This window comes from Brevundimonas sp. (genome assembly GCF_030656255.1).
Taxonomy (GTDB): domain Bacteria; phylum Pseudomonadota; class Alphaproteobacteria; order Caulobacterales; family Caulobacteraceae; genus Brevundimonas.
In genome coordinates, this window is the sequence record NZ_JAUSOE010000142.1 from 1 (window position 1) to 21,552 (window position 21,552).

General features: G+C 68.8%; 20 protein-coding genes and 1 tRNA gene. 18 read left to right on the top strand and 3 right to left on the bottom strand.

Going from position 1 to position 21,552, the window contains the following annotated elements; genetic code table 11:
- From Q7J26_RS14145 to Q7J26_RS14185, 9 genes are all read left to right on the top strand, one after another.
- Nucleotides 1–561: VOC family protein (locus Q7J26_RS14145; RefSeq protein WP_304937042.1), on the top strand; the 561-nt coding region annotated here is incomplete at its 5' end.
- A gap of 6 nt (nt 562–567) precedes the next feature.
- On the top strand, nt 568–747 hold the full coding sequence (locus Q7J26_RS14150) for a hypothetical protein (protein WP_304937043.1): 180 nt from the start codon (nt 568–570) through the stop codon (nt 745–747).
- A 266-nt stretch (nt 748–1,013) separates the two neighbouring features.
- A complete protein-coding gene (locus tag Q7J26_RS14155; RefSeq protein ID WP_304937044.1) occupies nt 1,014–2,090 on the top strand; it encodes an isoaspartyl peptidase/L-asparaginase family protein in 1,077 nt (358 codons plus the stop codon).
- A complete protein-coding gene (locus Q7J26_RS14160) occupies nt 2,087–2,809 on the top strand; it encodes a hypothetical protein (protein WP_304937045.1) in 723 nt (240 codons plus the stop codon). The genes Q7J26_RS14155 and Q7J26_RS14160 overlap by 4 nt, the downstream gene beginning before the upstream one ends.
- The gene (locus tag Q7J26_RS14165) at nt 2,806–3,066 is read left to right on the top strand and encodes a hypothetical protein (protein ID WP_304937046.1); all 261 of its coding nucleotides are present in this window, start codon (nt 2,806–2,808) and stop codon (nt 3,064–3,066) included. Before Q7J26_RS14160 ends, Q7J26_RS14165 begins: the two co-directional genes overlap by 4 nt.
- A 611-nt stretch (nt 3,067–3,677) precedes the next feature.
- On the top strand, nt 3,678–3,845 hold the full coding sequence (locus tag Q7J26_RS14170) for a hypothetical protein (RefSeq protein ID WP_304937047.1): 168 nt from the start codon (nt 3,678–3,680) through the stop codon (nt 3,843–3,845).
- 46 nt (nt 3,846–3,891) lie between these two features.
- Nucleotides 3,892–4,911 (top strand): fumarylacetoacetate hydrolase family protein, encoded by a 1,020-nt coding sequence (locus Q7J26_RS14175; protein ID WP_304937048.1) that lies wholly within the window; start codon nt 3,892–3,894, stop codon nt 4,909–4,911.
- 51 nt (nt 4,912–4,962) lie between these two features.
- Entirely contained in the window at nt 4,963–5,499 is a 537-nt protein-coding gene (locus tag Q7J26_RS14180; protein ID WP_304937049.1) for a CcdC protein domain-containing protein, read from the top strand.
- Nucleotides 5,500–5,626: 127 nt separating this feature from the next.
- Nucleotides 5,627–5,711: transfer RNA gene (locus tag Q7J26_RS14185), tRNA-Leu, on the top strand.
- Between the two features lie 232 nt (nt 5,712–5,943).
- On the opposite strand, the gene Q7J26_RS14190 is transcribed toward Q7J26_RS14185, so the two are convergent.
- Together Q7J26_RS14190 and Q7J26_RS14195 are read right to left on the bottom strand one after the other, a co-directional pair.
- Nucleotides 5,944–6,795, bottom strand: a complete 852-nt coding sequence (locus Q7J26_RS14190) for an alpha/beta hydrolase (RefSeq protein WP_304937050.1) — start codon at nt 6,793–6,795, stop codon at nt 5,944–5,946.
- A gap of 63 nt (nt 6,796–6,858) precedes the next feature.
- The gene (locus Q7J26_RS14195; RefSeq protein WP_304937061.1) at nt 6,859–8,895 is read right to left on the bottom strand and encodes an AsmA family protein; all 2,037 of its coding nucleotides are present in this window, start codon (nt 8,893–8,895) and stop codon (nt 6,859–6,861) included.
- A gap of 210 nt (nt 8,896–9,105) precedes the next feature.
- Here Q7J26_RS14195 and Q7J26_RS14200 point away from each other — a divergent pair, with 210 nt between their 5' ends.
- Entirely contained in the window at nt 9,106–9,408 is a 303-nt protein-coding gene (locus Q7J26_RS14200) for a hypothetical protein (protein WP_304937051.1), read from the top strand.
- A 57-nt stretch (nt 9,409–9,465) separates the two neighbouring features.
- Here Q7J26_RS14200 and Q7J26_RS14205 read toward each other — a convergent pair whose 3' ends face one another.
- A complete protein-coding gene (locus Q7J26_RS14205; protein WP_304937052.1) occupies nt 9,466–11,589 on the bottom strand; it encodes a S9 family peptidase in 2,124 nt (707 codons plus the stop codon).
- Nucleotides 11,590–11,700: 111 nt separating this feature from the next.
- On the opposite strand from Q7J26_RS14205, the gene Q7J26_RS14210 reads away from it, so the two are divergent.
- The 8 genes from Q7J26_RS14210 to addA all read left to right on the top strand — a co-directional run.
- Complete coding sequence (locus tag Q7J26_RS14210; protein ID WP_304937053.1) at nt 11,701–11,952, top strand: type II toxin-antitoxin system Phd/YefM family antitoxin; 252 nt, start codon at nt 11,701–11,703, stop codon at nt 11,950–11,952.
- Complete coding sequence (locus Q7J26_RS14215) at nt 11,949–12,335, top strand: type II toxin-antitoxin system VapC family toxin (RefSeq protein WP_304937054.1); 387 nt, start codon at nt 11,949–11,951, stop codon at nt 12,333–12,335. Before Q7J26_RS14210 ends, Q7J26_RS14215 begins: the two co-directional genes overlap by 4 nt.
- A 62-nt stretch (nt 12,336–12,397) precedes the next feature.
- Entirely contained in the window at nt 12,398–13,264 is an 867-nt protein-coding gene (locus Q7J26_RS14220; RefSeq protein ID WP_304937055.1) for a GNAT family N-acetyltransferase, read from the top strand.
- Complete coding sequence (gene tsaE, locus Q7J26_RS14225; protein WP_304937056.1) at nt 13,261–13,719, top strand: tRNA (adenosine(37)-N6)-threonylcarbamoyltransferase complex ATPase subunit type 1 TsaE; 459 nt, start codon at nt 13,261–13,263, stop codon at nt 13,717–13,719. Before Q7J26_RS14220 ends, tsaE begins: the two co-directional genes overlap by 4 nt.
- Nucleotides 13,712–14,803, top strand: coding sequence for an N-acetylmuramate/N-acetylglucosamine kinase AmgK (gene amgK / locus Q7J26_RS14230; RefSeq protein WP_304937057.1), 1,092 nt, complete (start codon nt 13,712–13,714; stop codon nt 14,801–14,803). Before tsaE ends, amgK begins: the two co-directional genes overlap by 8 nt.
- A complete protein-coding gene (gene murU / locus Q7J26_RS14235) occupies nt 14,800–15,516 on the top strand; it encodes an N-acetylmuramate alpha-1-phosphate uridylyltransferase MurU (RefSeq protein WP_304937058.1) in 717 nt (238 codons plus the stop codon). The genes amgK and murU overlap by 4 nt, the downstream gene beginning before the upstream one ends.
- Complete coding sequence (gene addB / locus Q7J26_RS14240) at nt 15,513–18,596, top strand: double-strand break repair protein AddB (RefSeq protein WP_304937059.1); 3,084 nt, start codon at nt 15,513–15,515, stop codon at nt 18,594–18,596. Before murU ends, addB begins: the two co-directional genes overlap by 4 nt.
- Nucleotides 18,593–21,552: double-strand break repair helicase AddA (gene addA, locus Q7J26_RS14245; protein ID WP_304937060.1), on the top strand; the 2,960-nt coding region annotated here is incomplete at its 3' end. The genes addB and addA, both read left to right, overlap by 4 nt.

Here is a 21,552-nt window from a genome sequence, read left to right on the forward strand (position 1 = left end):
CGCGGCCAGATGCGGACCTGGTCGGGCTTCTACGGCGACGTCTTCGCCTTCGAGGAGCAGAAGTATTTCGACATCAAGGGCAAGGCCACCGGCCTGTTCTCCCAGGCCATGATCGCGCCCGACCGCGCCATCCGCATCCCCCTGAACGAGAGCCAGGACGAGAACAGCCAGATCGAGGAATTCCTGCGCCGCTACAACGGCGAAGGCATCCAGCACATCGCCCTGACCACCGAGAACATCTTCGAGACGGTCGAGGCCATGCGCGCCCGCGGCGTCGACTTCCAGGACACCATCGAGACCTATTTCGAACTGATCGACAAACGCCTGCCCAACCATGGCGAGGACGTGGAGCGGATGCGCAAGAACCGCATCCTGATCGACGGTTCGGACGAGGAGGGCCTGCTGCTGCAGATCTTCACCCAGGACACCTTCGGTCCGATCTTCTTCGAGATCATCCAGCGCAAGGGCAACGAGGGCTTCGGCAACGGCAATTTCCAGGCCCTGTTCGACTCCATCGAACTGGACCAGATCCGTCGCGGCGTCATCAAGGTCGACGCCTGAATGCGGATGCGGCCGCCGACTTGGCTGCCCTGGCTCGGCCCGGTCCTCGCGGCCGGCGCCGGGGCCCTGGCCGGGGAGTTCTGGCTGGGCGGCGGATTCTGGACGGTGCTGCTCGCCGCCCTGATCTGCGGCTTCGCCCCCATCCTCGGCTATCGCCTATGGAAACGGTTGCATCATCGGGGGTGAGGTTCTCCGCCCCACTCCCCCACTCTCGTCATCCTCGGGCTTGACCCGAGGACCGGGCGTGCCGCCGCATTGCGACCAAGGCGACGCACAGCCCGCCCAACACCTGATCCTCAGGTCAAGCCCGAGGATGACGGGGAATAAGGCATTCCCTCCCAATTCCGCCCATTACGACACTGATAAATCACACCTTTTCAGATTTTTGTCGCAATCGACCTGACACGCCCCGACGCCCGGTTAGAATGGCGATCTCAATCGGGGAGCCGGCCATGATGCGGACTGCACTAACTGCACTGTGTTTCTTCGGCCTGATGGCCGGCGTCCAGGCCCAAGCCCAGGACGCCCCCCGCTGGTCCCTGGCCATCCACGGCGGCGCGGGCGTCATCGAGCGGTCCAGTCTGACGCCTGAACAGGACGCCGCCTATCGCGCGTCGCTGCAACGCGCGCTGGACGCCGGTTCCGCCGTCCTGACACAGGGCGGCTCGGCGCTGGACGCGGTCCAGGCCGCCGTCCAGCTCATGGAGGACGATCCCCTGTTCAACGCCGGGCGCGGCGCCGTCTTCACCGCCGCCGGCCGCAACGAGCTGGACGCCGCCGTCATGAACGGCGCGGACCTGACCGCCGGCGCCGTCGCCGGCCTGACCACCACCCGCCACCCCATCGCCGCCGCCCGCGCCGTGATGGAACAGTCGCCGCACGTCATGCTGATCGGCCCCGGCGCCGACGCCTTCGCCGCCCAGGCCGGTCTGGAACAGGTCGATCCGGCCTTCTTCTTCACCGAACGCCGCTGGCAGGGACTGATCAAGGCCCTGACCGAGGCCGGCCTGCCGATCCCGGAACGTCCCGCCGGCGCCCCCGCGCCCGGAGCGCAAGCGGCCCCCCACGCCAGCGTCGCCCCGCCGCTGAACGAGAAGAAGTTCGGCACCGTCGGCGCCGTGGCCCTGGATAGCCAGGGTCGCCTCGCCGCCGCCACCTCGACCGGCGGCATGACCGCCAAACGCTGGGGCCGGGTCGGCGACGTGCCGATCATCGGCGCCGGCACCTACGCCTCCAACGCCGACGGCTGTGCGGTCTCGGCGACGGGCTCGGGCGAGTATTTCATCCGCTCCACCGTGGCCCGCGATATCTGCACCCGCACCGCCGACGGCGCCACCGTCCAGGCGGCGGCCGACGCCGAGATCGCCGACGTCGGCTCGATCGGCGGCGACGGCGGTGTCATCGTCATGGGCCTGACCGGAACCCCGGCCTTCGCCATGAACACCTCGGGCATGTATCGGGGAGCGGTGTCTTCGACGGCCGCCGCGCGCGTCGCGATCTATGCGAACGAAGAGGGAGAGAAAGAGTGAGCATTCTTCGCCAGGGCCTGGTTGGTGTGCTCGCCAGCCTCACGTCAATGTGTGCCGCCTCCGATGTCGCCTACGCCGCGCAGGCATTTGGATCGCGCACTGTGGTCGTTTCTTCCGTCCGCGCCGAATTTGAGCCCGACGCCGAGCCGACGAGCAACTGGCCAGCCTTCCAGAAGCAGCTTGAGGAACTGGTGGCGCGCCCGGCGACCGAAGATCGCGCCGTCATCGATGAGGTGCACGCAATGGGGAGAGCCGCCCCTCCTCCATTCCTGATGGAAATGGGTAAGCGGCTGGCGCGCACAAATCCCTCAGAAGGGGCCTATTGGTATCGGTTGGGATGGGTTCAGTCCCTCTACACGGAGGGGCGATGCAAGGACCGGTCCGCGCGCGGCGGAGTGACAATCGCCTATATGATCGTGGCGAGAGATCAAGCAGCCGTTCAAGCCGTTGACGCGCCAGAACTTCGTTTGCCCGCCTTGGAACGGGTACTACAGGAAGGCGGCCAGGCCGAGGGATCCAGAGCAAGCGCGTGGTGGCTTTGTTCACATGGAATGCAGGCCATGAGAGCTGGGATGTCCGGCGCTACGGAGCTTTCACTATCAGATTGGTTCGCTTCAGAAGATGATGCCCAGCGAACGGCCACCGAGGCCAAGCTGGCCGACGGACTTAAACAGTTGATGGCGCGAGACCGGGCCGCATTGGAAACACCTCAGCCATGACCGACGACGAACTGACCGTGATGGCCGAAGAAGAGCTGGACGCCGCCTGCGCCATGCCCTTCTTCGAGCTGAAGAAGATCACCCCCTGGGGCGACTCCTATGTCGGCTTCGCCCCGTCGGGCCGCGAGGTCGAGGTCGAGCGCCGCTATCTGTGGGCGGTCGAACCCGCAGGCGGAGTGGTGGTCGAAGTCGAGGTGCGCGATCCCGCCGCCCGCGCCGGCGCCGAGGCCAAGGCCCTGCTCACCGAACAGCGTTAACCTTTTCCTTGGCCAAGCTTCGCCGCTGCGGCATGATGGGGCGAGTGGGGGGATGACAATGTTGCCGGCACAAACCGACTTTCCCGCAGAGGCTATGACAACGCCCGTAGTCTGGGATAGCGCGACCGCCGTCATCCTTTCGGTCCTGAGCGCCGTGGCGGCGGCCGTCATTGCGAACTGGCTGGGCGTAAACGGCGAGCGCCGGCGACAGGACGTCACCCTGGTCGCGATCATCACGCGTAAGTACGAAATCATCCTGCAGGCGTCAGAACGTTCGATTCGCGCCGTCGGCGACGGAGAGCCGGCGGCGCGGGAGCTTGTGGCGGCCGTCCGGCGCGAACTGGGATCTGTCCTGACACTCTGTTCCGGTCTTCCGCTCAAGAAGCTGGACGATGCGCTGGAAGGCAAGGCGGCCGACAAGCCCAAGCCAAAGCCCCCGGAACCAAGCCCGCCCCCGGTGCGACCCGTCCCGATCAGTTACAAGCTGGAAGAGGCGAAGGTTCTCACGTCCGGCCTCTGCGGAACGGGAGTCGAGGACGGCTATGTCGTGACGGAGGCCGCGCCCCCCCCCACCGCCCGCGCCCCCGCCCTGCCCGTCTCCGCAAGAGCTTGTGGCGGCCCATCGCATCCAGATCCGGCAAGCGATCGAGGCCTTCCACATCTATTGGAGCGATCGAGACAGCCGGATTTCAGAACTCACGGCCCTTCAGAACGCCTTCGCGACGACCCTGCCGCCCAAGGTGGACAAGGGCGACGCCCCGCCCATCCGGCGCCCCTGACCACCGGTCTGTTTCCCCCGCCGCGAATTCGGTCTAGGCCTTGGGCATGAAACTCGCCTCGCTCAAGCACGGCCGCGACGGCCGCCTCGTGGTCGTCTCTCAGGACCTGAACTGGTTCACCGACGCCTTCCTGATCGCCCCGACCCTCCAGGCCGCCCTGGACGACTGGGACCGTTGCGGTCCCCGGCTTCTGGCTTTGGCCGAGAGCCTGGAACACGAGGCCGTGCCGCGCGGCCGGTTCCGCGAGCACGAGGCGGCCTCGCCCCTGCCCCGCGCCTATCAGTGGGTCGACGGCTCGGCCTATGTGAACCACGTCGAACTGGTGCGCCGGGCGCGCGGCGCCGAAATGCCCGCCAGCTTCTGGACCGATCCCCTGATGTACCAGGGCGGCTCCGACGGCTTCCTGGCGCCGCGCGATCCCATCCCCCTGGCCGACCCCGCCTGGGGCTGCGACCTGGAGGCCGAGATCGTCGTGGTCGTCGGCGATGTGGCCCAGGGCGCGACGCGCGACGAAGCCCTGGCCGCCATCCGCCTGGTCGGCCTAGTCAATGACGTGTCGCTGCGCAACCTGATCCCGGCCGAACTGGCCAAGGGGTTCGGCTTCGTCCAGTCCAAGCCCGCCAGCGCCCTGTCGCCCGTCTTCGTCACGCCCGACGCCCTGGGCGACCGCTGGAAGGACGGCAAGCTGCATGGCGCACTGACGGTCCAGTTGAACGGCGCCGACTTCGGCAAGGCCGACGCCGGGGTGGACATGACCTTCGACTTCGGAACCCTGATCGCCCACCTGGCCAAGACCCGCTCCCTGTCGGCCGGGACGATAATCGGTTCGGGCACGGTGTCGAACCGCGACGCCGACGGCGGCCCCGGCAAGCCGGTCTCCGACGGCGGCCTGGGCTATTCCTGCATCGCCGAGGTCCGCACGGTCGAGACGATCCTGCGCGGCGCCGCCGAGACCCCCTTCCTGGTCCATGGCGACACGGTCCGGATCGAGATGCTGGACGACCACCATCACTCGATCTTCGGCGCCATCGAACAGACAGTGCAGCCGCTTCCGCGCGAGGCCTGACCGCGTTAGGCTGCATCGTCGGCCTCCGGGGGGAGGCTCTGGAGAAACGACATGCCGCCCGAGAAACTGATTCCGCTGCTGGTCTTCCCGGTGGTGCTGATTCTGGTGCTGCTGAAGAACCGGCGCAAACGGCCGTTGAAACCGCAGTTCCTGTGGATCATGCCCGCCATCGTCGTGCCGCTGATCGGGCTGGGCATCTGGGGTTCGACCTACAGTCCCCGCGCCGTCCATGCCCCGTTCGGCCCCGACGCCTGGGCCGTGCTGGCCCTCGGCGCCGTCCTGGGTGGCGTCGCCGGGTGGTATCGCGGCAAGACTGTCACCATCGAGAAGGAGCCGGACGGCTCCCTGATGGCCCAGGCCTCGCCTCTGGGTCTGATTCTGCTGGTGGGCCTGTTCGCCGGCCGCGCCGCCCTGCGCGACCTGATCGAAACCCACGCCGCCGCCTGGCATCTGAACGCCCTGGCCGTCACAGACGCCTTCCTGGTCTTCGCCATGGGGCTGATCGTCATGCAGCGGGTCGAGATGTACATCCGGGCCAAACGGGTGCTGGCCGGCGGGACCGACAGCCATGTCGAGGTGGCGGCGTGATGCAACGCTCTAACTAAAGCCGCCTAGGCGAAGCTCCGCGCCTGATCGCGTTCCACGTAAACTTCATGATGCGATGAAGACCCTCTGGACCCGGCTCATGCCCTTGTGGCATGAGACCGGCTCCGCTGCGGGCGTGGTGGAATTGGTAGACGCGCTGGACTCAAAATCCAGTTCCGAAAGGAGTGCCGGTTCGACCCCGGCCGCCCGCACCACCCTTCTTGTCGATGAGCCTCACCGCACCCAGACGGCGCTCTAACGAAGACGGCCCGCCCCGGAGCCAGCAGGTTCGGCACGCGTTCGCGCCGGAGCCAGACAGGTTCGGAACGGGCCGTGAATGATCGGTACGAATACTAAAATCCGACCAGCCGATATATTGGCATTAAGTCGCATTCTTGAAAAGTCCCCCAGACGGGTATGACAGTTCGAGACGAAGAGGCCGGCCGATCAACCCAGTTCGCGATGGAAGAAGCCCGCCACATCGGCCAGGACCGTCGCCTTCTTGCGGAACAGGGGCGAGAAGGTCGCGATCAGGTCGGCGTGGTCCAGACCGGGATAGAGTTTGGCCTCGGACCGGCCGCCGACCGCCTTCATCCTCTGATCCAGAATGGTCGTGTCCTCGGCATGGACCACGACGTCGGCCGTGCCGTGACCCAGCCAGATCGGCGGGGCGTCGGGCCGAACGAAGGTGACGGGCTGGGTCAGGGTCGGATCCGGAGCGCGGCCGAAGGCGTTCCGGGACGCCCCCACATCGAACGGTAGAAAATCATAGGGCCCCGCAAGACCGGCCGCCGCCTTGATCAGGCCGGGACGCCCGACCGCCTGCATATAGCGGCGGTCCAGGGCGATCATCAGGGCCAGATGGGCGCCGGCCGAATGGCCCGACACCCCCAGCCGCTCAGGATCGCCGCCATAGGCTGAAGCCACATCGGCGGCCTTGGCCGTGGCGGCGGCGGCGTCTTCGATAAAGGCGGGAAAGACCACCAGGGGCACGACCCGGTAGTCGGGCAGGGCCACGACGAAGCCCTGGGCCGCCAGGGCCTGCGCCGCCCAGCCGTAGAGGTCGCGCGACCCCGAGTCCCAGCCGCCGCCATAGAAGAAGACCAGGATCGGATAGGTCCCCGGCGCGGTCGGGGCGTAAAAATCCAGCTTCTGCCGAGGATCGTCGCCATAGGCGATATCGCGCGCCACCCGTCGCACGCCTCCGTCCCTCGGCCCCAGACTGTTAAGCAGGCCCAGAGGCGAACAGGCGCCGGCCATCAGACCCACAATGGGCGCCAACAGGCCACGGCGGGTCATGCGATACAGTCCATGACTTCCAATACGTCGTCGCCCGGCGTTCGGCCCAAACCCATCGCAGATTTATCGCGCGCCGGCGATCAACCGGCCGCAGTTCGCGTCCTCGGCCAGGCCCGGATCGACGAAGGCGAACAGGGCGGTGACCGGCGCGACAACCGCGCCCAGAAGACCGGCAAGCCCGCCTTGGCCGACCAGGGCCCGAACATCGACCCCGATCTGGGGCGCGGTCAAGGCGCCCTTGACCGTGATGGGCGCCCAGACGCGCAGCAGGCGCGGCTTCTTGGATTCGCCTTCGACGCGCAGGTTCAGGGTCTCGGCCCCCAGGTCGATCGTGCCCGTGCCCTGGGCCAGGACGACATCGGTGTCTATGACCAGGGTCTTGGCGGTGGCCGTGCCGCCCCTCACATCGAAATCGGCGACGGCGCATCGGATCTGGGCCGTCGACTGGTCGCCACGCAACAGCTTCAGCAGGCCTGCGCTGGCGTTGATGCCCAACAACTCGGCGAAGGCCGCCCGCATCTGACCGTCCGGCACCACCAGGCTGAGCGAACCTTTGGACGCGGCCGCAAAATCATGAATCGAGGCGCCGGGTCCCTCCAGCCGCGCACGGCCCAGGGCGCGTCCGGTCAGGGGGGATGTGCCGTCACGCGCGGGTATGATGGATTCCAGCGGATAACCGGCCAGGCGGAAATCGACGACGCTGTAGGGGGTGTCGCGCGTTGCATTGATCCGGGCCGTACCGTTCAGTTCGCCCCGATTGAAGTTGAAGCTGACGGGGTCGAGATTGAGAATGCCGTCCTTCAGCTCCGCCCCCAGGTTCACCGCCCGCACATCCAGATCGTTGGCCTTCACAGCGACGGCGCGATAGGTCAGGCTTCCATCCATAGCCCGCAGACGTTCGGTCTGTAGCGGCGCGTCGGGCAGCAATTTGCCGCCGACGGCCACAGGCGCTTCGGTATTGGATCCCGCCGCGTTGGTCACGGTGCGGGCGCCCAGGACGGCGGCGAGGTCGTCGATGTCGAGGCGGCGCGACGTCAGTTTCGCGTCAACGCGCAACCGCTCGGCCGCATCGATCCGCACGTCGCCGGACAGGTCCGAAGCCCCAACGCGGCCGTCAAAATCATTGAAGGTCCAGACGTTCTCGTCCCGCTTCAACGCGCCCGCCAGGCGATAGGGCGGGGTGTTCGGCAAGGCCACGCCCGTCAGCAGATAGAGGTCCGACAGGTCGCGCCCCTGCAAGGTCAGGGTGGCGTCGAACCGACCCAGGTCGAACGGCCGGGTGACGGCCCCCTTGGCGGTCAGGCTGGAGCCCGCGCCGCTCACGCTCGCCTCGAAGTCATAGGGTCGGTCACGCCGGATATCGATGAAGGGACCGCCCTGGACGCGCAGCGTCAGGGGCGAACCATTGACCTCGCCTTCGCCGTCCAGCACGAAACCGGCGTCGCCGCCCTGCCCCTCGCGCGCATCGACCTTAGCCTCCAGTTTCAGCCCCCGCCGCTGCTCGTCGAACACCAGGCGGCCGTCGGTGATGACCAGTTGCTGGATGACAGGCAGTTTCATCCCCTCGCCCGTGTCCGGCTTGTCGGGATTCAGGTCCCAGCTGTTGCGACCGTCCTTATCGGTGATCAGCACCACCTGGGGGCGGGTGAAGCTGAGCAACGGCATTTCGAACTGGCCGGCGAGCAGTTTGCGCAGCCGCACCGAGGCGCGGATTTCGTCCACATCCGCCGTGTTGCGATCCCGCGCCCACTGCGGCCCGCCGATCTTGAGACCGCGCACCACCGCAGACGGCGTCCAACTGAACAGATTGACGTCCAGGTCGCCCTGAAGCGCGATGTCGCGATCATACTCGGCCGAGGCCCAGCGCCCAATCGGGCCGCGCAGCATGTTCCAGTCGAACAGGATCAAAGCCAGGACGACCAGGCCGATCAGCAACAGGCCGACGCCCCCCGCCCAGGCTTCGGCGCGACCAGGGCGTCGAACGGCGGCGTAGACCGGGTCATTGAGCCGCACCCAATCATGAAAGGCTCGCGCGCGAACAACGGCCGGATCGACGGCCTTGCGGCGCAGGTCCGACCACAATTCGTTCCACTTCAGCATCTTGGCCAAACAATCGGCTCCGTGAGCCAGACACAACGCGCAAGTCGCGGTTTGGAGCCGTCCGGTCCCTCCCGACTTCGCTTGGCCAATAATTTCGTCAGTTATGCGCCCAGTTGTCGCAAAAACTTTACAACGCAGAAAATCGGCGCATATTTCATCAGAGCCCTGATCTTAATTCAGGCCCCAGGAGGATGCCCGATGACCCGCTCAATGACCCGATTTGTATCGCCCGCGCTGATTCTCGCCGCCATTGCGGCGACCGCGACGCCCAGCCTGGCCCAGACGGCCAAGCCGCAGCGCGCCGAATCCCAACAGATCGTCATGATCTGCGCGACCGACGCGGCCACCCGTCGCGCCTACCAGCGCGAGTTCGGCGTTCAGCCGGTCTTCGTCAGCGCACGCGAAACCTTGAACGCCCGTTCGAACGGCGAAACCTGGTCCACGCCGCGCTGCATGACGGCGCGCGAATACGCCCGTCTGAACCAACTGGCCGAAACCCGCGCGGGTCTTTAACGGAAAAGGGCGCGGCCTTTCGGCCGCGCCCCTTACGCTCCCGCTTGACCGGCCGGCTTACTGGGCCGGGGTCAGGTATTTGTTGAGCCAGCCGAACACCTCATCGTGCCATTGCAGGCTGTTGGCCGGCTTCAGCACCCAGTGGTTCTCGTTCGGGAAGACGATCAGGCGGCTGTCGATTCCCCGACGCTGCAGCGCCGTATAGGTCGACAGGCCCTGGGCGGTGGGAATGCGGAAGTCCAGGTCGCCCTGCACCACCAGCATCGGCGTCTTCCAGTTTTCGACGTGGTTGGCCGGGTTGAACTTCTGATAGCCCTCGGGCTTGTCCCACGGCGTGCCGCCGTATTCCCACTCGGTGAACCACAGCTCCTCGGTCGAATAGCCCATGGCGAAGGTGTCGAAGACGCCGTCGTGGTTGACCAGGCACTTGAATTCATTGGACCAGTTGCCGGCGATCCAGTTGATCATATAGCCGCCGTAGGACGCGCCGAGGGCGCAGGCGTTGTCGCCGTCCAGGAAGGCGTATTTCTGCTGCGCGGCGGTCCAGCCCTTCTGCAGGTCTTCCAGCGGGCGGTCGCCCCAGTGCTGGCTGATGGCGTCGGTGAAGGCCTGGCCGTAGCCGGTCGAGCCGTGGAAATCGATCATCACCACCGCATAGCCGGCGCCCGCATAGGTCTCCGGGTTCCAGCGATAGGACCAGCCGTCGCCGAACGAACCCTGGGGTCCGCCGTGGATCAGGAAGGCGACCGGGTATTTCTTGCCTTCCTCATAGCCGACCGGCTTGATGACATAGCCGTGGACCGTCTCGTTGTTCCAGCCGGGGAAGCTGAACTGCTCGTATTCGCCGAAGGCCTTGGCGTCGAAGGCGGGGTTGGCCTGGGTCAGGCGGCGCGGCATTTCGCGACCCAGATAGGTCTTGAAATACAGGTCGCTGGGCGACTTCAGACTATCCTGGGCGAAGACGAAGCCCGACGGCGTCTGCTGGAAGGCAGAGACATGGCCGGGGCCGGTGACCGGGGTGACGACGCCGTTGCGCGTATCCACCGCGAACAGTTTGGTCGAACCGACGTCGCCGGCGGTCGTGTACAGGGTCTGGCCGTCGCGCGACCATTGCAGGGTGTCGGCCGAACGGTCCCAGTTCGACGCGATCTCGCGCTTCTGACCGCTCTGAACATCCATCAGCACGATCTGGTAGCGATCGGCCTCAAAGCCGGGCCGCGCCATGGCGCGATAGGCCAGGGTCCGGCCGTCCGGCGAAAACACCGGACCCGCGTCCCAGGCCGGATTGTCCGACGTCAGATTGGTGAAGGTCCCGTCGCCCGTCAGGCCGTTGGTCCGCCACAGGTCGAAATTGGTGCTCCACGGCTCGGTCTTGCCGGCCAGACGGGCCGAGAAGACGACGGAATCCCCTGCGGGGGTGAAGACGAAGTCGCTCTCGTCGCCGAACGGCTTGGAGGGCGTGTCCCCGTCAAAGCCCTTGGTCACCCAGACGGGGGAACCGGTCGCCTGGCCGTTGCGGCCGATGGATTGGACAAACAGATGGTTCTGGGTGTGGTCGTTCCACGTATCCCAGTGGCGCACGAACATGCGGTCATAGACCTGGCCGGTCGTTTTCCGCTCGGCGGCGGCCTTGGCCAGTTCGACCGAGGCGTTCAGGTCGGCCGCGTTCGGATAGACGGCCAAGGACACCGCCACCTTGTCGCCCGTCGGGCTGATCCGATAGGCGTTCACGTCCAGGGGCAGATTGGTCACCTGCACCGGCGTCGCCGTGGGCGAGGCCACACGCCAGACCTGGCTGGCGCCCGACTTGCCCGACAGGAAATACAGATTGCCGTCCCCGCCCCAGCGGGCGGTGTTGGCGCCCTGGTCCGAAATGGCCAGGCGGCGCGGGGCGACGTCCGGCGTATTCAGATCCAGGATCCACAGGCTGCCGGCGCGGCGGTTGGCCTCCACGTCCGTGGTCGTGACCGAATAGACCACATAGCGGCCGTCCGGCGACACCTGCGGATCGCCCAGCCGATTGGCCGTGATCATGTCGCGATAGGTGAAGGCGTCCGGCGTCGCGGGCGCGGCCGGAACCGGCGCGGGCGGAACCTGGGGCAGGGCCGGGGCGGCGCTCATCAGGGCGCCCGACAAGGCGATCCCCGCGACGGCGGCGGACAGGAGAGAACGGTGACGCATGGGGCATTCCTCGCAAAGCTTGCTGGCGCGAGGCGTAGCACCCCCCTTCGCCAGGCGAAAGTTGCTGCGCGCAGGCGACTTAGCTAAGATGGATAGACCAAGGAGCGAGAGATGACCGTCGTCACCGTCCATCACGCCAAGACCCACCTCTCCAAACTGATCGCCGCCGCCGAGCGCGGCGAAGAGGTCGTCATCGCGCGCGGCGACAAGCCGGCGGTGCGGATTGTGCCGTTCGAGCCCAAATTCACCACGCCCGTCGCTCCCCGTTTCGGGGCGCTGCGCGAAGAAGGTCGGTTCGACGACAGCTTCTTCGCCCCTCTGCCGGAGGAGGAGTTGCGTCTCTGGGAAGGGCGTGAGGATTGAGCCTTCTGCTCGACACACACGCCCTGCTGTGGCTGGCGTTCGGCGACGAGCGCCTGCCCCCGCGTGTTCGTGCACGCCTGGAAGACCGGTCGGTCCCGATCTATGTCAGCGCAGTTTCCGCCATCGAGGTCGCGATCAAGCACCGGATCGGCAAACTGCCGCAAGCCGGTTCGATAGCGCGAGACTTCGGCGGCGCGGTCACCCGCCTGGGCTTGCAGGGGCTGCCGATCTCCATCGCCGAGGCGGAACTGGCCGGACGGATGGACGGCGACCATCGCGATCCCTTCGACCGCCTGCTCATCGCCCAAGGTCTGCTCAACGATCTGACGCTGGTCTCCAACGAAAAGCTGTTCGACAGTTTCGGGGTCGCCCGGATCTGGTGATCCGTCTGCGCGGCGCGCTTCATCTTGCCCCCTTTCCCCGAACCGGCGACAAGCGGATCTTCATGGATTCCGCTTCGCTCTCCCTCCGACGTCCTGCCCAGGCCTCTCCGCACATCGTCGATGTGCTGATCGCCGAGCGCGCGCCGCGTCTGACCGCCTCGCCGTTCTGGCCGGCGGCGCGGCCGGTCCTGTATTCCGTGCTGAACTACAAGGCGGCGGTGCGGATGGCCGACGCCATCCGGGACCTGTCGGGGGCCGAGACCCTGGACTATGTCTCGGACCTGCTGCGGCTGAAGGTGACGACGGTCCATCTGGACCGCCTGCCCGCCACCGGCCGCTGTCTGGTGGTGTGCAACCATCCGACCGGGATCGCGGACGGGGTCGCGGTCTATGATGCGATCCGGCGGCGACGCCCCGACGCCGTCTTCTTCGCCAACGCCGATGCGATCCGCGTCTCGCCCCGCCTGGCCGAGACCATCATCCCGGTGGAATGGGTCCACGACAAACGCACCCGCGAAAAGACCCGCGCCACCCTGAACGCGGCCAGGGACGCCTTCGAGGCCGAACGCTGCGTCGTCATGTTCCCCGCCGGCCGCCTGGCCCGCGAGAAGAACGGCAAAGTCGTCGATCCCGAATGGGCGCCGACCGCCGCCTCCCTGGCGCGGAAATACGACGCGCCGGTCATCCCCATGCACGTGACCGGCCCCTACAGTCGGCTATTCCACCTGTTCGACAAGATCTCGCCCGAGCTGCGCGACGTGACCCTATTCCATGAGTTGCTGAACAAGGCCGGCAAGCCGTTCACCGTCGCCGTCGGTCAGCCCATCCCGCCCGACCGGCTGGACGTTGACGCCGCCAAGGCGACCCTGGCGTTGAAAGCCTTCACCGAACAGACCCTGGCGGCCGATCCCGACGCGGTGTTCCAATGAAGATTGAACTTCCCGACGCCGACGCCACCACCGCCCTGGGCCAGACCCTGGCCCCCCTGCTGGAGGCCGGCGAGGCCGTCCTGCTGTACGGGCCGCTGGGCATGGGCAAGTCCACCCTGGCGCGCGGCCTGATCCGCGCCCTGACCACGCCGGACGAGGACGTGCCCAGCCCGACCTTCACCCTGGTCCAGTTCTATGAATCCGACCCGCCCGTCGCCCATTTCGACCTCTATCGCCTGACCCGGCCCGAAGAAGCCTTCGAGATCGGCCTGGACGAGGCGCTGGACGACGGGTTCGCCCTCATCGAATGGCCCGAACGACTGGGCGAGGATCCAGGGCGGTTCCTGGGGCCGGACCGGCTGACCATCGTACTGGCGGAAGACGGTGACGGCCGGGTTGCGACCGTTTCCGGCGCAGGGGCATGGGACGCCAAGCTGAAGGAATTGCATGTCTGATCGCGAAACCCTCCGTCTCGATTTTCTGAAGGCCGCCGGCTTGGACCAGGCGGCGCGCGCGCCCTTGCCCGGCGACGCTTCGACCCGGCGTTATGAGCGGCTGACCACGGCCGACGGGGCGTCCCTGATGCTGATGGACCAGGCCCCGGCCGCCGAGAGCCCGCCGGCCGATCCGGCCTGGACCCCGGCCCAGCGTCAGGCCGCCGGCTGGAACGCCGTCGCCCGCCTGTCCGCCGGCCGGATCGAGGCCTTCGCCGCCGTGGCCGCCCATCTGAAGTCTCTGGGCCTGTCCGCCCCGGAGATCCCGGCGCTGGACGCCGCCAACGGCCTGGCGGTGCTGGAGGATTTCGGAGACGCCCTGTTCGCCCGCGTGATCGAGGACGGCGCCGACGAGACGCCGCTGTATCTGGCCGCCATCGACGCCCTCGCGACCCTGCACGACGCCGGGAATCCGCCGCACACCCTGCACGGCCCCGGCGGCGACTGGCCGTTGCTGACCTATGACGAGACGGCGCTGCAGGGCGGGGCGGATCTGTTCGTCGAATGGCTGCCTCGGTTCGACGAACGCGTCGCCTTCGACGCCGTCGCCGTGGCGGAGTGGCGCAAGGCCTGGGCGCCCCTGGTCGCCTCGGGCGCAGCCGGCGCCTCGGTCATGGCCCACCGCGACTATCACGCCGAAAACCTGATCTGGCTGCCCGAGCGTGAAGGCCCCGCCCGCGTCGGCATGATCGACTTCCAGGACGCCGTTCGCGCCCACCCCTCCTGGGACCTGCACTCCCTGCTTCAGGACGCCCGCCGCGACGTGTCGCCGGCGCTGGAGGCCGAGGCCCTGGACCGCTATTTCGCTCTGCGGCCCCAGGTCGACCGCGCCGCCTTCATGGCCGACTACGCCGGGCTGGCCGCCCTGAACGAGGCGCGGATCATCGGCATCTTCGCCCGGCTGATCGCCCGCGACGGCAAGCCCCGCTATCGTCAGTTCCTGCCGCGCATGTGGCGGCATCTGAACGCCAATCTGGAACAGCCGACCCTGGCGCCCGTCGCCCGCTGGTTCGACCGCCATGTCCCTGCCGAGGTGCGCGCATGACCGCTCCCAAGACCGCAATGGTGCTGGCCGCCGGCCTGGGCACCCGCATGCGTCCCCTGACCGACGACCGGCCCAAGGCCCTGGTCGAGGTCGGCGGCCGCGCCCTGATCGACCATGTGCTGGACAGACTGGCGGACGCGGGAGTCGAGCAAGCGGTCGTCAACGTCCACTGGTTCGCCGACCGGCTGGAGGCCCATCTGGCCGCACGTGGACGCGGTCCACGGATCATCATCTCCGACGAACGCGCCGAACTGCTGGAGACTGGCGGCGGCTTGAAGAAGGCCCATCCACTGCTGGGCGAGGATCCCGTCTTCGTCGCCAACATCGATAGCGTCTGGATCGACAGAGGCGACGCCCTAACCGATCTGATCCGCCTGTGGAACCCGGACACGATGGACGCCGCCCTGCTGCTGGCCCGCCGCGAGGGCTCCATCGGCTTCGAGGGCGACGGCGACTTCTTCCTGGCCGAGGATGGGGCGCTGACCTTCCGCAGCGACGCCCCGTCCGCCCCCTTCGCCTATATGGGCGTGCACATCACCCGCCCCGGCTATGCCGACCACGGCCCCGACGGCCCCTTCTCCCTCAGCCCCCTGTGGCGTAAATCCGCCGCTGAAGGCCGCCTCTACGGCTGCGTCCTGGACGGCGACTGGATGCACGTCGGCGATCCCCAGGCGCGGGATCAGGCCGAGGCGAAACTGGCGGGAGACGCGTGAGCGCGTTCGATCCGTTCACGGCGTCCAGCCCCCGCTGGTACGCCATCCCCGCCCACCGGCCCTTCCTCGAAGACCTGGCCGCCGGCGTCCTGGCCTGGCTGGGCGATCTGCCGCCCGAGACCCTGTCCGACGCCACCATCCTGCTGCCGAACCGGCGCGCCGCCCGCGCCTTCACCGGCGCCCTGTCGAAACTGTCGCAGGGCCGCCCCATCCTGCTGCCCCAGGTCCGGCCGCTGGGCGATCTGGAGGAGGACGAGCCCCCCTTCACCCCCGGCGCCCTAGGCCTCGATCTGCCGCCCGCCATCCCCGCCCTGACCCGCCGGTTCGAGATGGCGCGGATGATCGTCGAACAGTTCGACGACAGCCTGACGCCGATGCGCGCCCTGGATCTGGCGGATGCGCTCGGCGGTTTCCTCGATTCCTGCCAGCTGGAAGAGGTTCCGAACCCCGAACGGATCGCCACCCTGGTCGACGGCGAAATGGCCGAACACTGGGAACGCTCGGCCGAGTTCCTGGGGCTCGCCGTCACCGCCTGGCCGAAGCGCCTGGCCGAACTGGGTTTGGTCGATCCCGCCTGGCGCCGCGCCACCCTGCTGCGCCGCCTCGCCGAACTGTGGGACCACACGCCCCCGACCCAGGCCGTCATCGCCGCCGGTTCGACCGGCACCGTCCCCGCCGCCGGCGACGTGCTGAAGGCCGTGGCCCGGGCGCCGCTGGGCTGCGTCGTCCTGCCGGGACTGGACCTCGATCTGGATGCGGCGGTCTGGGACCGGCTGGACGAACAGCATCCGCAGAGCGCGATGAAACGTCTGCTGGACCGCTGCGACATCCCCCGCGAAGCCGTCCGACCCTGGTTCCGCCCCCCGGTCGCCCCCGCCGTCGAGGCGCAAGGCCTGGCCCGCCAGCGGCTGGTCAACGAGGCTCTGCGCCCCGCCGAGGCCACCGACGACTGGCGCCGCGCCATCCGCGACATCCGTTCGGCCGCCGCCGCGCGGGGCGAGGCGCGCGACCCCATAGCCGAAGGTCTGCAAGGCCTGTCCCTGCTCACCGTCCGCGCCGAGGAAGAGGCCGCCGCCGCCATCGCCCTGATGATGCGCGAGACGCTGGAAACGCCCAATCCTGATGGAACGGGAAGGACCTGCGCGCTCGTCACGCCAGACCAGGCCCTGGGCCGCCGCGTCGCCGCCCGGCTGGAACGCTGGGGCGTCATCCCGGATTCGTCTGCCGGCGCCCCCCTGTCGCGCCTGCCGGCCGGCGCCCTGGTCGATCTGTGCGCCCGCTGGATCGCCGATCCGGTCCAGCCCCATCTGCTGCTGGCCGTCGTCAAACACCCGTTGGCCCGGTTCGACCTGGGCGACTCGCCTCAAGCCGCCGCCGTCGCCGCGCTTGAGGAACACGCGCTACGCGGCCCCCGCCCGCGTGACTTCGGCGCCATCCGCCATCGCCTGCTGGAGGCGGTCCAGCCCGACCGGCGCGGCAAGGCGCCGCCCGAATGGAAACAGGCCCGACTGTCGGCCGCGACCCGTCTGGTCGACCATCTGCAAACCGCCGTCGAGGCCGCGATCGCCCTCTTCACGCCCGACGCCGACCTGAACACGGCGGCCTCGGGCCTGACCCGGCTGATCGAAGCGGTTGCCGGCCAGGACGCCTGGGCCGGTCCCGACGGCGAGGCCGCCGCCGCCCTTCTGTCCGGCTTGATCGAGGGCGGGGCCTCGCTCGGCCGCATCCGCCGCGCCGAACTGGCGGAACTGGTGTCTTCCCTGGTGCAGGAGACCGTGGTCCGAACCGGCGGCGCCACCCATCCGTCGCTGCGGATCCTGGGGGCCATCGAGGCCCGGCTGGTCCGCGCCGACCGGATGATCCTGGCCGGGCTGGAAGAAGGCGTCTGGCCCCAGGCCGCCCCGACCGACCCCTTCCTGTCGCGCCCGATGCGCAAGGCCCTGGGCCTGCCCCCGCCCGAACGCCGCCTGGGCCAGACGGCCCAGGACTTCGTCCAGGCCGCCTGCGCCGACGAGGTCATCCTGGTCCACAGCGAACGGCGCGGCGGCCAGCCGGCCGTACGTTCGCGCTGGCTATGGCGGCTGGAGATGCTGACCCGCGGCGCCGATGCGGCTGAAACGCCCGTTTCCATCGCCCGCCCGACCACCGTCCTCGACTGGGCCCGCGCCCTGGACGCCCCTCCGTCCGGCCCGCCGCGCTTCGCCAAACGGCCCGAGCCGCGCCCGCCGGTGCATCGCCGCCCCCGTAGCCTCTATGTCACCCGGATCGAGCGCTGGGTGCGCGACCCCTACGCCATCTACGCCCTGTGGGTGCTGGGACTCGAGGCGATGGAGCGCCCCGGCGCCTCGGCCGAGGCGCTGGCGCGCGGCAACGCCGTCCATGCGGCCATCGAACGGCTGACGCTGGACTGGCCCGACGACCTGCCCGACGACTGCGAAGCCATCCTCCACGACCATCTGCTGCGCGAACTGGGCGCGCGCGGCTTCGAGGATGCGGCCATGGCCCGCGAGGCGCCCCTGGCCCGCAACTGCGCCCGCTGGCTGACCGATTTCGAGCGCCGGCGCCGCGCGCGGGGCATCGACATCCTGGTCGAGCAACAGGGGGCCATGACCTTCGACGCCCCCGCCGGCCCCTTCACCGTCAAGGCCTTCGCCGACCGGATCGAGCTGGCCTCCGACGGGGCGGCGGTGATGGACTTCAAGACCGGCGCGGCCCCCTCCGCCAAACAGGTCAAGTCCGGCTTCGCCCCGCAGCTGACCCTGACCGCCGCCATCCTGGCCGACGGCGGGTTCGAACGCACCAATGGCCCCGTCACGCCCGACGAACTGACCTATGTCCGCGTGGTCGGGCGCAAGACGGCGGGCGAGGTCATCACCCGCGCCTCGGGCGCCGAGGCCGCCGACCTGGCCCAGGCGGCGCTGGACGGGCTGAAACGCCGCGTCGCCCGCTTCGACGACCCCAACACCCCCTACGTCTCCTGGGCCGCGCCCCAGTTCATGGGCAACCAGGGCGGCAACTACGACCATCTGGCCCGCGTCTGGGAATGGTCGGTGATCGGCGACGGGGACGACGGCGAATGACCTCACCCTCCCCTCAGATCGTTGCGGCCGACCCGCGCCTGACCGTCTTTGTCACCGCCAACGCCGGCTCGGGCAAGACCACCACCCTGGTCAACCGGGTGGCTCGGCTGTTGCTGGACCAGGTCGATCCCGGCGCCATCCTGTGCGTCACCTACACCAAGGCCGCCGCCGCCGAGATGCAGGCCCGGCTGTTCGACCAGCTGGGCGGCTGGGCCGTGCTGGACGACGAGAAACTGTCCGAAAAGGTCGCGGAACTGGACGGGCGCGATCCGAAGACCCTCGACGGCCAGGCCCTGTCGCGCGCCCGCAAGCTGTTCGCCCGTGCGCTGGAAACGCCGGGCGGGTTGAAGATCCAGACCATCCACGCCTTCTGCGAAAAACTGCTGCGCCGCTTCCCGCTCGAGGCCGGAGTCTCGCCTCGCTTCACCGTGCTGGAAGACCAGGCCGCGACCGCCCTCAGCCATTCCGCGCGCGAGGACCTGGCCCGCGCCGCCGTCGCCGCTCCCGACGGCCCCATCGGCTCGGCCTACAGCCATTTCGCCGTCGAACTGGACTGGCAGAGATTCCAAGCCCTGCTGTCGATGATCGAGGCCAAGCGCGCCGACCTGCTGGACTATATCGACCGGGCCGAGGCCGGAACCGCGCCCGATCCCTACGCCCTCACCGGCGCCGAGGCGGGCCGCAGTCCCGAAGACCTTGAACACGACTTCGTCGCCTGGATCGATCCCGCCGAATGGAACCGCATGGCCGAGGCCATGGAGACCGGCTCGACCAACGACCGCAAGATCGCCGACGCCATGAGCGTGGCCGCGCCCCCTTTCGCCGGCTTCGCGGCCCTGGCCGGGGTCTTCTGCACCCAGGCTGGCGAGCCGCGAAAGAGCATGGGCACCAAGTCGGCGCCCCAGGGGGCGGTCGGCTGGCTAGTCGATCTGCAAACCCAATTCCTGGCCACCCGCGAGGCCCTGCGCAAGGCGCGGATCGCCGACGACACGGTCAAGGTCCTGACCCTGGCCCGCGCCCACGCCGCCTTCTACGAGGCCGCAAAGGCCCAGCGCGGCGCCCTGGACTTCCCCGACCTGGTCGCCCGCGCCGCCGCCCTTCTGACCCGCAGCGGGGCCGCCGCCTGGGTGCTGTACAAGCTGGACGGCGGGGTCGACCACGTCCTGATCGACGAGGCCCAGGACACCGCCCCCGAACAATGGGCCATCGTCCGCGCCCTGACCGGCGAGTTCTATTCCGGCCAGACGTCTGGCCGTACCGTCTTCGCCGTCGGCGACGAGAAACAGTCAATCTACTCCTTCCAGGGCGCCCGGCCGGAACGGCTGCGTCAGGAACGAGATGTCTACAGTCAGCTGGCGATAGGGGCGGGGCTGGAATACCGCGGACCCGAGCTGAACACCTCCTACCGTTCGACCGAAGAGGTTCTGACCTTCGTCGACGCCGTCTTCGCCGACCCCGACCGCACCCGCGCCCTGACCGGCCCCCAGGGCGACATCGCCCGTCACATCCCGGCCCGCATCGGCCAGCACGGCGCCATCGACCTGTGGCCCCTGTTCCTCGACGAGCCCGCGCCCGAGACCGACGCCTGGGACGATCCGGTGGATCAGGAAAGCGTCGGCAGCGCCAGGAAACGCCTGGCCCGCGACCTGGCCCGCGAGATCCGCCGCCAGGTCGAAAGCGGCGTCGCCGTCTTCGACCGCAGCACCCGCGACCTGCGCCCCGCAGGCTACGGCGACTACATCGTCCTGGTCCGCCGCCGCGACGCCACCTTCGAGGAGATCATTCGCGCCCTGAAGACCGAGGGCGTCCCCGTCGCCGGCGCCGACCGGCTGAAACTGTCCAGCCATATTGTCTTCGACGACCTGATCGCCCTGGCCCGGTTTGCCCTCTTCCCCGACGACGACCTGTCGCTGGCCGAGGTGCTGCGCAGCCCCCTGTGCGACGTGGACGAGGACGGCCTCTACGCCCTCGCCGGCCGCGAGAACCGCAAGTCCGGCCAGCTGTGGCGCGACCTGCGCGACCGGGCGCACGAACGCCCCGAATGGACCCGCGCCCGTGACGCGCTGCAGGCCGCCGTCGATGCACGCGGCGGCGATCCCTTCGCCTTCTTCTCCCGGGCTCTGAACCGAGTGGACGACACGGGCCGTTCGGGCCGCGCCCGCATCCTGGCCCGCCTGGGCCGCGAGGCGGAAGAAGCCGTCGACGAAACCCTGAACCAGGTCCTGGCGGCCGAGAACCGCGGCGCGATCGACCTGGAGACCTGCCTGGCACAGTTGGAGGCCGCCGATGTCGAGGTGAAACGCGAACTGGAAGGGGCGCGCGGCGAGGTTCGCGTCATGACCGTCCACGGCGCCAAGGGGCTGGAGGCGCCCATCGTCATCCTGCCCGACACCACCATGAAGGCGAAGGCCCAGGGGCCGTCCCTGATGCCCGCCGTCACCGATGAAGGTGAAGGCGAGGCCTGGCTGATGGCGCCCGGATCGGCCAAGGACGACTGCCCCGCCTCGGCGGACGCCCGCGCGGCGCGCCAGGCCCGCACCGACGACGAGACCCTGCGCCTGCTCTATGTCGCCCTGACCCGCGCCCGCGACCGCGTCATCGTCATGGGCCGCGCCTCCAGCCGGGGCGCCGAGCCCGGCAGCTGGTGGTCGGTTATCGAGGAGACCTTCGACCGGCTCGGCGACCAGATGCGCGAGGTCGAGAATGGCGTCCGCCGCTTCGGCGTCGATCCCGAGCGCCGCCCCGTCGCGACCGCCCAAGACCGCACGACCGCAGCCCTCCCCGCCTGGGCCGCCACGCCGCCCCCCGCCGACGCCGCCGCCCGCTTCGCCGCGCCGTCGCGGATGGAAGGGTCGATCCGCATCCCCGCCCCCTCGCCCCTGGCGCGCAGCGCAGCCGGCGGCGCCGCACTGGGCCGGTTCCGGCGCGGCGACCGGATCCACCGGCTGCTGGAGCG